At 38.6% G+C, this 14,157-nt stretch carries 16 protein-coding genes; 2 read left to right on the top strand and 14 right to left on the bottom strand.

The annotated features are described in order from the left end of the window. From tuf to fkpA, 9 genes are all read right to left on the bottom strand, one after another. Positions 1-1,058 (bottom strand): elongation factor Tu (tuf, locus tag G468_RS0109910; RefSeq protein ID WP_026822993.1); only part of this gene is annotated, 1,058 nt, incomplete at its 3' end. Between the two features lie 71 nt (positions 1,059-1,129). Then, positions 1,130-3,241: an elongation factor G gene (gene fusA, locus G468_RS0109905; RefSeq protein ID WP_026822992.1), complete on the bottom strand. Its 2,112-nt coding sequence runs from the start codon at positions 3,239-3,241 to the stop codon at positions 1,130-1,132. A 76-nt stretch (positions 3,242-3,317) separates the two neighbouring features. Next, positions 3,318-3,788 (bottom strand): 30S ribosomal protein S7, encoded by a 471-nt coding sequence (gene rpsG, locus G468_RS0109900; protein WP_026822991.1) that lies wholly within the window; start codon positions 3,786-3,788, stop codon positions 3,318-3,320. Positions 3,789-3,885: 97 nt separating this feature from the next. Further along, positions 3,886-4,260: a 30S ribosomal protein S12 gene (gene rpsL / locus G468_RS0109895; RefSeq protein WP_026822990.1), complete on the bottom strand. Its 375-nt coding sequence runs from the start codon at positions 4,258-4,260 to the stop codon at positions 3,886-3,888. A 131-nt stretch (positions 4,261-4,391) separates the two neighbouring features. After that, complete coding sequence (gene tusB / locus G468_RS0109890; protein WP_026822989.1) at positions 4,392-4,697, bottom strand: sulfurtransferase complex subunit TusB; 306 nt, start codon at positions 4,695-4,697, stop codon at positions 4,392-4,394. 17 nt (positions 4,698-4,714) lie between these two features. Continuing rightward, a complete protein-coding gene (gene tusC, locus G468_RS0109885) occupies positions 4,715-5,074 on the bottom strand; it encodes a sulfurtransferase complex subunit TusC (RefSeq protein WP_026822988.1) in 360 nt (119 codons plus the stop codon). Between the two features lie 7 nt (positions 5,075-5,081). Further along, the gene (gene tusD, locus G468_RS0109880) at positions 5,082-5,495 is read right to left on the bottom strand and encodes a sulfurtransferase complex subunit TusD (protein ID WP_034249713.1); all 414 of its coding nucleotides are present in this window, start codon (positions 5,493-5,495) and stop codon (positions 5,082-5,084) included. A gap of 4 nt (positions 5,496-5,499) precedes the next feature. Then, on the bottom strand, positions 5,500-6,204 hold the full coding sequence (locus tag G468_RS0109875) for a helix-turn-helix transcriptional regulator (protein ID WP_026822986.1): 705 nt from the start codon (positions 6,202-6,204) through the stop codon (positions 5,500-5,502). Positions 6,205-6,666: 462 nt separating this feature from the next. Continuing rightward, positions 6,667-7,404, bottom strand: coding sequence for an FKBP-type peptidyl-prolyl cis-trans isomerase (fkpA, locus tag G468_RS20440; protein WP_051297034.1), 738 nt, complete (start codon positions 7,402-7,404; stop codon positions 6,667-6,669). Positions 7,405-7,631: 227 nt separating this feature from the next. Between fkpA and G468_RS0109865 the strand changes: the two genes are divergently transcribed. Beyond that, positions 7,632-7,853: a SlyX family protein gene (locus G468_RS0109865; protein ID WP_026822985.1), complete on the top strand. Its 222-nt coding sequence runs from the start codon at positions 7,632-7,634 to the stop codon at positions 7,851-7,853. Positions 7,854-7,921: 68 nt separating this feature from the next. Here G468_RS0109865 and slyD read toward each other — a convergent pair whose 3' ends face one another. The 4 genes from slyD to kefG all read right to left on the bottom strand — a co-directional run bounded on the left by slyD (position 7,922) and on the right by kefG (position 11,146). After that, positions 7,922-8,476 (bottom strand): peptidylprolyl isomerase, encoded by a 555-nt coding sequence (gene slyD, locus G468_RS0109860; RefSeq protein WP_034249712.1) that lies wholly within the window; start codon positions 8,474-8,476, stop codon positions 7,922-7,924. 92 nt (positions 8,477-8,568) lie between these two features. Then, a complete protein-coding gene (locus G468_RS0109855; protein WP_026822983.1) occupies positions 8,569-8,769 on the bottom strand; it encodes a YheV family putative zinc ribbon protein in 201 nt (66 codons plus the stop codon). A gap of 80 nt (positions 8,770-8,849) precedes the next feature. Continuing rightward, positions 8,850-10,595, bottom strand: a complete 1,746-nt coding sequence (gene kefB, locus G468_RS20435) for a glutathione-regulated potassium-efflux system protein KefB (RefSeq protein WP_081700654.1) — start codon at positions 10,593-10,595, stop codon at positions 8,850-8,852. 2 nt (positions 10,596-10,597) lie between these two features. Further along, a complete protein-coding gene (gene kefG, locus G468_RS0109845) occupies positions 10,598-11,146 on the bottom strand; it encodes a glutathione-regulated potassium-efflux system ancillary protein KefG (RefSeq protein ID WP_026822982.1) in 549 nt (182 codons plus the stop codon). Positions 11,147-11,262: 116 nt separating this feature from the next. On the opposite strand from kefG, the gene G468_RS0109840 reads away from it, so the two are divergent. After that, the gene (locus G468_RS0109840) at positions 11,263-13,197 is read left to right on the top strand and encodes an ABC transporter ATP-binding protein (RefSeq protein ID WP_026822981.1); all 1,935 of its coding nucleotides are present in this window, start codon (positions 11,263-11,265) and stop codon (positions 13,195-13,197) included. Positions 13,198-13,278: 81 nt separating this feature from the next. Here G468_RS0109840 and G468_RS0109835 read toward each other — a convergent pair whose 3' ends face one another. Continuing rightward, positions 13,279-14,142 carry a MurR/RpiR family transcriptional regulator gene (locus G468_RS0109835; RefSeq protein ID WP_026822980.1) on the bottom strand — a complete coding sequence of 288 codons (864 nt, stop codon included), beginning with the start codon at positions 14,140-14,142 and terminating at the stop codon, positions 13,279-13,281. Between the last annotated feature and the right edge of the window lie 15 nt (positions 14,143-14,157).

The following is a 14,157-nucleotide window of genomic DNA, read 5'->3' as shown; positions in this document are numbered from 1 at the left end:
GGCATTACCATCTCGACGCCTTCTGGCAATTCGATTGTGCCCGTTACATCTGTCGTTCTAAAATAAAACTGGGGACGGTAACCTTTAAAGAATGGTGTGTGGCGTCCACCCTCATCTTTGCTCAAAATATAAACTTCTGATTCAAATTGAGTATGCGGTTTGATTGAGCCTGGTTTGGCCAATACTTGACCACGCTCGACGTCTTCACGCTTGGTACCACGTAATAAAACACCTACGTTTTCACCTGCACGACCTTCGTCTAACAGTTTACGGAACATTTCTACGCCGGTACATGTCGTCTTCGTCGTCTCTTTAATGCCAACGATTTCTACTTCTTCACCAACTTTAACAATACCACGCTCTACACGACCTGTTACTACCGTTCCACGACCTGAGATCGAAAACACATCTTCGATTGGCAACAAGAAAGGTTTATCTATTGCACGCTCTGGCTCTGGGATATAGCTATCTAACGCTTCCGCTAACTCAATAATTTTCGCTTCCCACTCAGCAACACCTTCCAGCGCTTTCAACGCTGAACCTCTGATTACTGGCGTGTCGTCGCCTGGGAAATCATACTGAGAAAGCAGCTCACGCACTTCCATTTCAACCAGTTCTAGCAACTCTTCATCATCAACCATATCACATTTATTCAGGAAAACGATGATATAAGGAACACCTACTTGGCGACCTAATAAAATATGCTCACGCGTTTGTGGCATTGGACCATCAGTTGCCGCTACCACTAAAATTGCGCCGTCCATTTGTGCCGCACCGGTGATCATGTTTTTTACATAATCTGCGTGGCCTGGGCAATCTACGTGGGCATAATGGCGTTTAGGTGTATCATATTCTACGTGAGAAGTAGAAATAGTGATCCCGCGCGCTTTTTCTTCTGGTGCATTATCAATTTGATCAAATGCACGCGCATTACCGCCATAAGTTTTCGCTAATACGGTGGTGATTGCAGCGGTTAAAGTGGTTTTACCATGGTCAACGTGGCCGATTGTACCAACGTTAACGTGCGGTTTATTACGTTCAAATTTTTCTTTAGACACGACTCTATTCCTTATAGAGTTCTCTCAAACAATAAGAGAGAACCAGATTAAATAGTTAAACCGAAAGCCAATTACTTAGCTTTACGAGCCTCAATAATTGCTTGAGCAACATTGGTTGGTGCTTCATTATACTTCAAAAATTCCATAGAGTAAGAAGCACGACCTTGAGTTTGTGAACGCAGATCTGTGGCATAACCAAACATTTCTGACAATGGTACTTGAGCACGAACTGTCTTACCAGTTGCTGTATCTTCCATACCTTCAATCATACCACGACGACGGTTCAGGTCACCAATTACGTCACCCATATAGTCTTCAGGCGTTTCAACTTCAACTTTCATGATTGGCTCCAGTAAAACTGGACCTGCTTTCATGAAGCCTTCTTTGAAGGCCATAGAACCTGCAATTTTGAATGCCATTTCCGAGGAATCAACCTCATGATAGGAACCATCATACAATGCCACTTTGACATCAACAATGGGGTAGCCCGCCAGAACACCATTTTTCATCTGTTCTTGAACGCCCTTATCCACCGCAGGTATGTACTCTTTAGGTACAACGCCCCCAACGATTTCATTGTGGAATTCATAACCAATTTCATGGCCTGCTTCCAAAGGTTCAACGCGTATCCATACATGACCAAATTGACCACGACCACCAGACTGACGAACAAACTTACCTTCCTGCTCAACAGACTTACGAATAGTCTCACGGTATGCTACTTGTGGTTTACCAACGTTCGCTTCAACTTTAAATTCACGACGCATACGATCAACCAATACTTCCAGATGCAACTCACCCATACCAGCAATAATTGTCTGACCAGATTCTTCATCTGTTGACACGCGGAAGGATGGATCTTCTTGAGCCAAACGACCTAAAGCAATACCCATTTTTTCTTGGTCAGCTTTAGTTTTTGGTTCAATAGCAACCGAGATAACGGGCTGTGGAAATTCCATACGCTCCAAAATAATTGGCGCATCCATACCACATAGAGTATCACCGGTAGTCACATCTTTGAGACCGATAGCGGCAGCAATATCACCCGCTCGGACTTCTTTAATTTCTTCACGTTTATTAGCATGCATCTGAACGATACGACCAAAACGCTCTTTTTTATCTTTAACTGGGTTAAGAACGGTATCCCCTGAGTTAACGACACCAGAGTAAACCCGGAAGAAAGTCAAATTACCAACAAATGGGTCAGTTGCAATTTTGAATGCCAATGCTGAAAAAGGCTCATCATCACTTGCATGACGTTCCGCTGGTGTGTTTTTACCATCAGTTAAAACACCTTTAATTGCAGGAATATCAGTAGGTGCAGGTAAATATTCAATAACCGCATCAAGCATTGCTTGCACGCCTTTATTTTTAAAGGCCGAACCACACGTAACCAGAATAATTTCATTATTCAATACGCGCTTACGTAATGCTTGTTTGATCTCTTCTTCAGACAGCTCTTCGCCACCAAAATATTTTTCCATCAACTCATCTGATACTTCGGCCGCAGCTTCAATCAGTTTACCATGCCACTCTTCAGCTTGAGCTTGCATGTTTGCTGGAATATCTTCATAAACGAAAGTAACGCCTTGATCACTGTCACTCCACTGGATTGCTTTCATTTTAACTAAATCAATAACACCAGTGAATGACTCTTCAGCACCAATAGGTAACTGAAGTGGAACGGGTATTGCTGCCAGACGTGTTTCAATCTGTTCAACAACACGCAAAAAATTAGCACCCATACGATCCATTTTATTAACAAATGCGATACGGGGTACTTGATACTTATTTGCCTGACGCCAAACTGTTTCAGATTGTGGTTGGACACCACCAACTGCACAATAAACCATTACCGCACCATCAAGAACGCGCATAGAACGTTCTACTTCAATCGTGAAGTCAACGTGTCCTGGTGTATCAATGATGTTGATACGGTGTTCGTCAAACTGTTTACCCATACCAGACCAGAAAGCAGTAGTTGCCGCTGAAGTGATAGTAATACCACGCTCCTGCTCCTGCTCCATCCAATCCATTGTTGCTGCGCCATCATGAACTTCACCAATTTTATGGCTCACGCCAGTATAAAATAGGATACGTTCGGTTGTGGTGGTCTTACCAGCATCAATATGGGCACTAATACCGATGTTGCGATAACGCGTAATGGGAGTTTTACGAGCCATTTTTTCCTCTCTCGTGAACGTTCAATTCGTATAAGGGTAACACCAAGTTACCCTTACGAAACATAACTAGCAAAAGCTACCACCGATAGTGTGCAAACGCCTTGTTAGCTTCTGCCATACGATGAACATCTTCACGTTTTTTAACAGCAGTGCCTTTATTTTCAGCCGCATCAGATAATTCGTTTGCTAAGCGCAAAGCCATCGATTTATCACCGCGTTTACGAGCAGCTTCAACAATCCAACGCATTGCTAATGCATTACGACGGACAGGACGAACTTCAACAGGAACCTGGTAAGTTGAACCACCTACACGGCGTGATTTCACTTCCACTGTTGGACGAACATTATCCAGAGCAATTTCAAAGGCTTCTAAATGATCTTTTCCAGCACGTTGAGCCAGGGCCTCAAGCGCACTATATACAATTGCTTCTGCAGTAGATTTTTTACCATCTACCATCAAAATATTAATAAATTTAGCCAATAATTCTGACCCAAACTTTGGATCTGGCAGAATTTTACGTTGACCAATTACACGACGACGTGGCATGGATATACTCCGTTGTTAAATTCAGGGTTGTCCAAAACTCTATGAGTTTATTTTGACATTAAAAATTAAATGTTTGGCCTTACTTAACGGAGAACCATTAAGCTTTCGGCTTCTTAGCGCCGTATTTAGAACGACCTTGTTTGCGATCTTTTACACCAGAACAGTCCAGTGCACCGCGAACAGTGTGATAACGCACACCTGGTAAGTCTTTGACACGACCACCACGAATCAAGATTACTGAGTGCTCCTGCAAGTTGTGGCCTTCACCACCAATATAAGAAGACACTTCATAACCATTAGTTAAACGAACACGGCATACTTTACGCAATGCTGAGTTAGGTTTTTTAGGGGTGGTAGTATATACGCGAGTACATACACCACGTTTTTGCGGGCAAGCTTCCAGTGCTGGAACGTTGCTTTTCACAACTGTCGAGCTACGTGGTTTGCGAACCAGCTGATTAATTGTTGCCATTAAAAAAGCTCCTGGTTTTTTGCTTCGTAAACACGGATATTTTCCTCGTTTATCGTCATGATAAAACACGAGGACGCGAAATTTTATTGCTGACAGAGACAGGTGTCAAGAAATATACAAAGGATCATCCATTAACAAGCAAAATATTGTGGATGTTTTACCGTTAATTGCACAAAATCAACATAAGATATTTGACGGACATAAGATGACATATATGGCATTAAGCCCCTTGCTTCTACATCATCTTGTAAAGCAAAAACACGAATCCCTTTATCCTTTAATTGTATTAAATAATTATTATCTTTATTACTCGATACTATTTTATGTCCTAACAAAACACCATCCTGGAGTAATAGTACCTCATCCTGCTCCGTTAATAGGTTAATTAATGAATTAAAGTCACTATAATAAGGGGAAGTCGAAATGGTATATAGCATGTTAGCCTTCTATTTAACTAGAAAGTCAGAATTACATCATAATCTGCTAAGTTACGCCTAAGTCTATCAGCAGAAATAACTGTTGCTGGTAGGATAAAACAACTGTCAGAAGAAAATCCTCTTGTTTCTAGATCTTCCTGACAGATATAGCAAGCATTAATATCATATAATGGTAGTAATTTATAGGTTGCAATATAATCACGCGCCAAAAGTTTATTAGGATTTTGTTTTGCCAATAATTGACAGACGCCATCAGAAATAAAGAAAACACCAATATTTTGAGTTAATGCAGAAGTCGCAAGTAAAGCATCTAATCCTTCACGACCACTCGAAGTTCCATGAGGTGTTTTCATAAATACAAATGCTATTTTTTTCATATTTATCTCAAAATTGGACTGTGCGATCACAGATGAGCATGGCCTCAGCCAAACTACCTAACCCACTCAAGACAAAATCTTTATCTAAATTAGCGCAGGGTAAGCCACTATTTTTGGCCTCAGTTTCATCAATAATACCACGTCGCAAAGCAGCGGCAACACAGATATTCAATTGACATCCTGTCTGCTGTGCTAATGTTTTCCAACCCATAAGTAAATTAAATTCATCACTAGCCGGAGAAATTAATTGATTACCGTTATAAACACCCTCTCGATAGAAAAAAACGGTTTTCAATATATGCCCTTCCATAATCAAAGCATTCGCGAATCGCCAAGCATTGGTGGCCTGCTGAGTTCCATAAGCAGGCCCTGTCACTAATAGGCAATAAGTCAAAGACTTATTCAAAGTAGAAGCACACATTTATTTACTCACCACTTTTAAACTGCCGTATATAAAGATAAACAGTATGCTTAGAAATATTCAAACGATCAGCAACCTGATTAATTGCATCTTTAATATCAAAAATTCCTTTTTCATATAAATTGAGTACGACTTGTCTGTTTTTCATATTATTGGGTACATTGCGATCAACATTAACTTCTTCTATGGTAAATTCCAATGCCTGAGCAACAAGATCATCAACACAAGAGGCAAAATTTACGTTAGAAGCAACTTCATGGTTTTTTTCCGGCACAAATGTTTTGACTATCTCCGAAAATGGCACATCTAGATTCATATTAATACAGAGTAAACCAATAACCCGCCGCCTGGGATTACGGATGGCAATAGTGACTGATTTCATTAAAGCGCCACTTTTTGCACGCGTAAAATAAGCTTTCGAGACACTGGAATCAATATCGGTCATATCATGAAGCATACGTAAAGCTAAATCGGTAATTGGCGAACCAATCATTCGGCCTGTATGTTCGCCATTAGCTATTCTGACCGCTGAACATTTTAAATCTTCAAGTGAATGAAGAACAATTTCACAATGCCCACCAATTAACATAGCCAAACCATCAACCATAGATTCATAAGATTTCAAAATCGCATAATCTACACCATCAAACGGTTGAGCATCCAGTAAATCATTATCACAGCTATCATTAGAATATAATAGGTTAGACATTCAGACTCCATCCTCCACATATTGACGAAACTTTATTAAACGATTATGTGAGTAAACACCGATCTTATTATTAATGTGCAATTTATTTAGCAATCATTAATACGCTAGACTTACGGTAAAAAGAATCTAAGACGTTAAAACCACAAAGACCGATCGTCAAGGGATCTTGTGTCAGACCTTTGGCCTGTCTCACAGGACATCAACAAAAAAGTAACTTAATCATTTAATTTAGACAAAAATCACAAAAAAACCTGTTGATACTATTTTAAGTAAATTAAATAATATTAACATTTATAGAAATGCATTAAATTATATTCGAGATATTTATTGATAATGCGCAATTTCTATTACCGCACTCATATTGTCACTCATTATAAATTATATAAATAAACCGTAACTATTATTTTTTAATATAATAAAATGCTAAAGACAGAGTCTAACTCTGCCTCTTTTTCCACTCAATTATTTGTTAGTCGGTTTGATATCTAATAATTCAACATTAAAGATCAACGTTGAATTTGCTGGAATTGCGGCTGCTGCAGATTTACCATAACCCAGTTCTGGTGGAATAATAAGTTGGATTTTGCCGCCTTTTTTCAATTGTTGCAAACCTTCTGTCCATCCAGGGATCACTGAGTCCAATGCAATTGTTAACGGTTCATTACGTTTATAAGAACTATCAAATACCGAGCCATCAATTAAGCGACCTTCGTAATTTACTACTATAGTATCTTTATCAGTTGGTTTTGCTCCTTCGCCTGGTTTTTCAATTTTATAAATTAATCCACTTTTTGTTTTTACTGCACTTTTTTCTTCTTTGAGATATTTGGCGCGATACTCATCACCCAATTTACCATTCTTTTTACTCTCTTCTTCCATTTTTGCCTGAGCAGCAGCACGTACCTTTTGTTCAAATGCTTTTAATGTTGTTTCTATTTCTTGATCACTAAGTTTACTTTTATTAACAAATGCATCCTGTACACCCGCTAAAAGCTGTTGCCTATCAAGATTAATACCGATAGATTTTTGCTGCATTAAAGAATTATCCATGTAACGACCAAGTGATGCTCCTAATGCATAAGCGCTACGCTGCTCTTCATTATCAAATTTTTTATTTGCCTCAGCAGCGAATACTTGCGACGTATTTAGTACCATAGACAAAGTTGTCACTAACAGCGTCGTTTTAAATAGTGATTTCATTCAGTTCTCCAATTAATTTTATTTATTTCAATCAAGTCATAGTAAAGTGTGTTAGCTAATCAACTGCGAGATAATACAATAAGTTAGGGGATTAAATATAGTTAAACCACGCCAATAAAAAGTAGTTACATGGTAAATCATTATAGAAAAAACTTCTCTAAGGCTTTATCTATAGGCATTATAACGAATATCCAATCTATGTATTTCACTCCCGACAGGAGGTTCAAATGGATTTACTTAAAAAATATGAAGAAAGACTAGAAGATTTGGAAAGTAAATTATCTTTTCAAGAGATCACCATTGAAGCACTTAATCAAGTGGTTGTCGAACAACAACTTGAAATGGTTAAGTTAAAAGAACATATGCAACTGGTGACTGAACGATTGAAAGCCACACAATCATCACCGTTAGCGCCAATTACTGAAGAAACTCCACCACCACACTATTAATCAGTCAGAAAATCAGCGAGCTTATTTTCTCGCTGATCTATTTCAATCTACGGGATTATTATGTCAACTTAATGACAACCACAACCACCATCCCCATGAGAACACTCTTTCTCACCATGATGTTCACCATTACAACAACCACCCTCATGTCCATCTTCACTATGGACATGCCCATGTGCTAATTCTTCCTCAGTTGCTTCTCGGATGGCGATAATTTCAACATTAAATTTTAAATTCTGCCCAGCTAACATGTGATTACCATCCACGATAACCTCATCACCTTCAATACCCGTAATTTCTACGGGTACTGATCCCATATCGGTATCAGCTAAAAAACGCATACCCACTTGTAACTCATCGACACCCACAAAAACATCTTTTGGTACACGCTGAACTAAATTATCATCATATTGACCATAAGCGTCATCAGCTTGGATCTCAATATCGAACTGTTCACCAACACTGCGTCCTTCAAGTGCCTTTTCTAAACCTGAAATCAAAGAACCACGACCATGCAAATAATCAAGTGGCGCACTGGCCAATGACTCATCAACTAATACATCATCTTCTGTTCTCACTTGATAAGCCAGGCTCACCACTAAATCTTTCGCTATTTTTTTCATTACATCTCCTACAACGCCGTGGATAAAAATTTTTCCGATTGTACAAAAAAAAAGTACAACTGTATTGAAACTTATAAAAAACGTTATTTTTATTACAAAGTAAGAATATCTATTCGCAGATTTTTATCTTTGCTATGACTATCCATGCCATCTACCGTTTGAGATTGTTTATAATGACACTTTTTACATTCAACGTAATCAAATGCATTTTTTTGCCAAAGCATCAGCGTATCTTGAGATTGGCACTGAGGACAAACAGCGCCAGCAATAAATCTTTTACGTATTACAGACATCCACTATCTCACTAATTAATCTTATGTTAATCCCAACTTTTGGGTTGACCCCGCTCTTGCGTTATTTCTATTTCAAACAATTATTCAAGCTCTCTACGCGCCTCTTTGATTCGAGTCGCTTGACCAATTTCTCCCTCACCCGCTTTGGGGGAGTTTTCTTTAAATATTTTAACATCTAGTCGACGAAAATGCTGTTTTGCTCGATGAGCCTGATGAGGATGTATACCTAGATTTATCAATGTCCTTTCACCCATCTCAAGAGCACTGACAAACGTCTCTCGGCAAAAATCTGTCACCCCATTTTCTCGTAATTGATGCGCTTCAAAACGCCCTCGTGCTCTGGCTATAATATGAAGATTAGGAAAATTAGCCTGACATAAATGAACGATCCCCAGCACTTCTTCTGGGTTATCGCTGGTAATAACAATCACACTGGCTTTTGCCGCACCCGCCGATCGCAATAATTGCAAATCTTGCGCATCACCATAATAAACTTTATAGCCATAGCGTCGCATCGTATGAATTGCACTAACATTTTGTTCTAATACCGTAATACGAATTTTATTGGCCATTAATAAACGACCAACAACTTGACCAACGCGCCCAAACCCTACCAAAATAACTTGCGGATCGGTATCCTCAACAAAAGGTTTTTCAATCGGCTCATTACGCACATTATACCAGTGAGTTAGTAATTTGCTGATTAGCTGCATTAATGGTGGCGTTGTCATCATAGATAATGTAACAATAACTAATAGCAATGACATCTGTTCATTATTCATTACTTTGACATTAATCGCCGTAGAAAAGATAATAAATGCAAATTCACCGGCCTGACTCAACACCCCAGCAAAAAGTAGACGTGAAGAGCGACGTACCTGCACTAACCAACCTAAAATATAGAGAATAGCAAATTTTAATATTACCAAGATCACAACACCGACAACTATTTCTAATAAATGTGACCAAAGGATCGCTAAATTAAGTGACATGCCAACAGAAATAAAAAATAAACCTAACAGTAATCCTTTAAAAGGCTCTATGGCGATCTCTAACTCATGACGAAATTCTGTATCAGCCAGTAATACACCAGCCATAAATGTGCCCAGCGCCATAGAAAAACCCAGTTTTTCCATAAAAAATGCCGCCCCTAATACGACAAGTAAAGAAGCGGCAGTAAATATTTCATGAATACCGGACTTAGCAACCAAATGAAATAATGGCCGTAATAAATAGCGCCCTCCAATCCACAAACCAACAAAGGCAACCACTTTCAACCCAATTTGATACCAATCGTTATCTGCTGTTCCACTGGCAAGAAATGGAATAAGTGCCAATATAGGGATCACTGCCATATCTTGAAAAAGTAAAACAGAAAAACCTAACCGCCCACTTTCGGTATTATTCATGTTCCTTTCATGCATAATCTGTAAGGCAATTGCTGTTGATGACATGGCTAGGCCCAGCCCACCTACAACTGCGGCTTGCCAAGAAAAATGAATAATAATAAGCAAACCAGTAATTAATGCTGCTGTTATGATCACTTGAGCAGTGCCAATAACAAAAATTGAACGCCTTAATGTCCATAATTTAGTTGGATTAAGCTCCAGGCCAATTAAAAACATCAAAAAAACGACACCAAGTTCAGCGAAATGCATAATTTCATCAACATTTCTTATAAAACCGAGTACAAATGGCCCAATGACAATACCCGTTAATAGATATCCTAATACCGCCCCTAGACGAATTTTTTGAGCAATAGGAACCATAATGACACCCGCGAGCAGGAATATCATAATAGAACGGAATAAACTAAATTCTTCCACAATTATAAACCTCCATGCTCTAAGGGTGATTTTAGCCAATCACGATAGGCTTTGGCACACTCCTGCATATCTTCAAGAGACTGTCTTCTTGCCATATAAATAATTACTGGCGATAACCACTGCATTTCACACATTAAAGCAATAAGTTCAAAAGGACGTAGCAATTCAGTTAATGGAAAACGGTTATAACCACCATATTGATAAGCTTCCTGGGGCTCTCCAGTGGTAATAACTGAGCGCCAATATTTCCCTTTCAATTGTTTACTTTGCTCACAAACAAAATTTCGCGTTAATACTCTATCAAACCACTCTTTCAAAAGAGAGGGACAACTATAGGTATAAAGCGGATGCTGAAAAATGATAATTTCGTGCTGACAAAGTAAATTTCGTTCATAATTTGCATTAATAAAGTAGTCTGGATAAGTGCCATATAAATCATGTATTACCACATTGTCTAAATCCTGCACATATTCAATGAGCATTTTATTCGCCACAGATTCAGTAGGTTCAGGATGTGCATAGATAATGAGAATCTTGGGTGGTAGCGACATAATTAGCTCCTCAAAAGCGTGCCAGAAGCACAATTTTTAGTTAATATACACACCAAAGGCCATTTATATTCTTTAAAATTATAAATGATTTAATATATTATCAAGATACGGTTTATATGATTGTATTTTCTTCACTACAAATACGCTGCGGTATTCGGGTTTTATTAAATAATGCAACAGCTTCCATCACACCAGGCCAAAAAGTAGGTTTAATTGGCAAAAACGGCTGTGGAAAATCGACTTTATTTTCTGCAATCAAAGGTGAAATGCAACCTGAAGCAGGAAGCATTACTTTTCCAGCAACTTGGGCTCTCGCTTGGGTAAATCAAGAAACACCTGCCCTAAAAAAATCTGCCATTGAATATGTCATTGATGGCGATTATGAATACCGCAAACTAGAAAAACGATTGCAACAAGCAAATGATGAAAATGATGGTCATGCTATTGCATTAATACATGGTCAATTGGATGCGATCAATGCCTGGACCATTCATGCTCGTGCCGCTAGTTTATTACACGGTTTAGGTTTTTCCCAATTACAAATAGAAGAACCTGTTAGTGCCTTTTCCGGCGGATGGCGGATGCGACTAAATCTAGCGCAAGCGTTAATTTGCCGTTCTGATCTTTTGTTACTGGATGAACCAACTAACCATTTAGATTTAGATGCGGTTATTTGGTTAGAAAAATGGCTTAAAAATTATCCCGGTACGTTAATTCTGATTTCCCACGATAGAGATTTTCTCGATCCTATCATTGAGAAAGTGCTGCATATCGAGCAAGAAAATTTATTTGAATATACGGGTAATTATACTTCCTTTGAGCAACAAAGAGCGACTAAATTAGCGCAACAACAAGCGCTTTACGACAATCAACAGGAAAAAGTGACTCACTTAAAAAAATATATTGATCGCTTTCGTTATAAAGCGTCAAAAGCTAAACAAGCACAAAGCCGGATTAAAATGCTAGAGCGTATGGAGTTAGTTGCCCCTGCTCATGTTGATAATCCATTTCATTTTTCGTTTCGAGCACCCGATTGTTTGCCTAATCCTTTGCTTAAAATGGAAAAAGTTAGCGCTGGTTATGGCAACAAAGTGATCTTAAAATCGATTAAACTTAATCTGGTTCCTGGCTCAAGAATTGGTTTACTCGGCCGTAACGGGGCGGGTAAATCAACTTTAATCAAGTTACTTTCTGGTGATCTATTACCTCAACAGGGGGAAATTTCCTTAGCTAAAGGCATTAAGCTCGGGTATTTTGCGCAACATCAATTAGATTATTTGCGCATAGATGAATCGCCTTTACAACACCTTAGTCGCCTTGCTGTGCAAGAAACTGAACAATATATGCGCGACTATCTTGGTGGCTTTGGCTTTAAAGGCGACAAGGTAAATGAGCCTTGTATACATTTTTCCGGCGGGGAAAAAGCAAGATTAGTATTAGCCTTGATTGTCTGGCAGCGGCCCAATCTTCTGCTACTTGATGAACCAACTAACCATTTAGATTTGGATATGCGACAGGCATTAACAGAAGCATTGATTGCATTTGATGGTGCCTTAATTGTTGTGTCTCATGATCGCCATTTACTACGCTCAACAACCGATGAGTTTTACCGCATTCATCAAGGTCAGGTTGAACCTTTTGACGGTGATCTGGCGGATTATCAAAAATGGTTAATAGACCAGAATAAACAACAGCACCAACAAATTCGTCAGGAACAGTTACAAGATAAGATGCTATCAGGTAACTTAACTGCCCAAGATCGTAAAGAACAAAAACGACGTGAAGCAGAATTCCGCCAACGCACGCAACCAATCAGAAAACAGTTATCAATGTTAGAACAAAAGGTAACAAGTTTATCTAATCAATTAGTTCAAATTGAACAAAAACTGGCTGACAGTGATATTTATAACCATAATCGTAAATCTGAGCTTAGCAATTACCTCAGACAGCAAACTGAAACAAAATTAACATTAGAGGAAGTCGAAACCGAGTGGCTAGCACGGCAAGAAACACTGGAAAATATGATAAAAGAGTTCGAATATCAGGCATAACTCAATTCAACGCTGCTCTTTTTTATATAATCAATAAAGTATGATTAAGAGAAACTTGAATGAGGTTAGTGCCATCAGTCACTACTCATCTAATTTATTGATCATTAAACGGGCATTTATGATTAACGATCGGGCTTTTTCCTCCCTTTTTTGTAATAGCGCTAGGAATAATAAATCGGTCAGCGTATTTTGTGCAGCACGAGAAGAAATTGATGAACTACGCCATTCATTTTCACCTGCAACACTTTCCAATACATAATCAGCTAATTTCACTAATGGTTTTTGTTGTTTATTACCAACAATAGCAATCACCTTAGCTCCATGCTGCTTAGCAATTGCTGCTGCCTCACAAATATTTTTTCGCTTCCCACTAAATGAAATAGCAATCTGAATATCTTTTGCAGTAAGGGTTAGCGCTGTCGTTATCTGAACATGGTGATCTAAATCAACTAGCGTAGTAATACCTATTTTTTGCAATTTATAATAGAGATCTTTGGCTACTAAGCCTGACCCACCAATGCCAACAATCTGTACTCTTTGTGCATTATTAACCAATGTAGCAACTTTATTAAAAATCGGATAATTAATTTGTCGTGTTGTTTCCATGACAGAATCAATTTTTTCTTGTGCCAGTTTCTGTGCAATAACCATCAAACTATCATTGCTAGCTATCTGATTATGAATAACGTTATGTGATCGCTCAGTGAGTACTTGCTTACGCCCTAACTCTTCACTAATAGCCAGCTTTAAAGCCGGGAATCCCTTGACACCAACTTTCTGACTAAATTTAACAATAGCGGATTGACTGACACCTATTTGTTCAGCGATTTGTTGTGATGAAAGTAGTAATACCGTTTGTGGTTGTTCAAGAATAAAGGTTGCGATTTTCTGCTGATTTAACGCTAACTGAGGTAACAACCATGAAATTTTACTCAATATCGCCATGCTATACTTAAGATT

The sequence above is a fragment of the Arsenophonus nasoniae DSM 15247 genome (assembly GCF_000429565.1).
In the GTDB taxonomy this organism is placed as follows: Bacteria; Pseudomonadota; Gammaproteobacteria; order Enterobacterales; family Enterobacteriaceae; genus Arsenophonus; species Arsenophonus nasoniae.
This window is presented reverse-complemented; position numbering and strand designations above follow the sequence as displayed.

Bases quoted from the DNA above. Each gene is read 5' to 3' on its own strand.
- fusA (WP_026822992.1), bottom strand. From the start codon at position 3,241: ATGGCTCGTAAAACTCCCATTACGCGTTATCGCAACATCGGTATTAGT.
- rpsG (WP_026822991.1), bottom strand. From the start codon at position 3,788: ATGCCACGTCGTCGTGTAATTGGTCAACGTAAAATTCTGCCAGATCCA.
- rpsL (WP_026822990.1), bottom strand. From the start codon at position 4,260: ATGGCAACAATTAATCAGCTGGTTCGCAAACCACGTAGCTCGACAGTT.
- tusB (WP_026822989.1), bottom strand. From the start codon at position 4,697: ATGCTATATACCATTTCGACTTCCCCTTATTATAGTGACTTTAATTCA.
- tusC (WP_026822988.1), bottom strand. From the start codon at position 5,074: ATGAAAAAAATAGCATTTGTATTTATGAAAACACCTCATGGAACTTCG.
- tusD (WP_034249713.1), bottom strand. From the start codon at position 5,495: ATGTGTGCTTCTACTTTGAATAAGTCTTTGACTTATTGCCTATTAGTG.
- G468_RS0109875 (WP_026822986.1), bottom strand. From the start codon at position 6,204: ATGTCTAACCTATTATATTCTAATGATAGCTGTGATAATGATTTACTG.
- fkpA (WP_051297034.1), bottom strand. From the start codon at position 7,404: ATGAAATCACTATTTAAAACGACGCTGTTAGTGACAACTTTGTCTATG.
- G468_RS0109865 (WP_026822985.1), top strand. From the start codon at position 7,632: ATGGATTTACTTAAAAAATATGAAGAAAGACTAGAAGATTTGGAAAGT.
- slyD (WP_034249712.1), bottom strand. From the start codon at position 8,476: ATGAAAAAAATAGCGAAAGATTTAGTGGTGAGCCTGGCTTATCAAGTG.
- G468_RS0109855 (WP_026822983.1), bottom strand. From the start codon at position 8,769: ATGTCTGTAATACGTAAAAGATTTATTGCTGGCGCTGTTTGTCCTCAG.
- kefG (WP_026822982.1), bottom strand. From the start codon at position 11,146: ATGTCGCTACCACCCAAGATTCTCATTATCTATGCACATCCTGAACCT.
- G468_RS0109840 (WP_026822981.1), top strand. From the start codon at position 11,263: ATGATTGTATTTTCTTCACTACAAATACGCTGCGGTATTCGGGTTTTA.
- G468_RS0109835 (WP_026822980.1), bottom strand. From the start codon at position 14,142: ATGGCGATATTGAGTAAAATTTCATGGTTGTTACCTCAGTTAGCGTTA.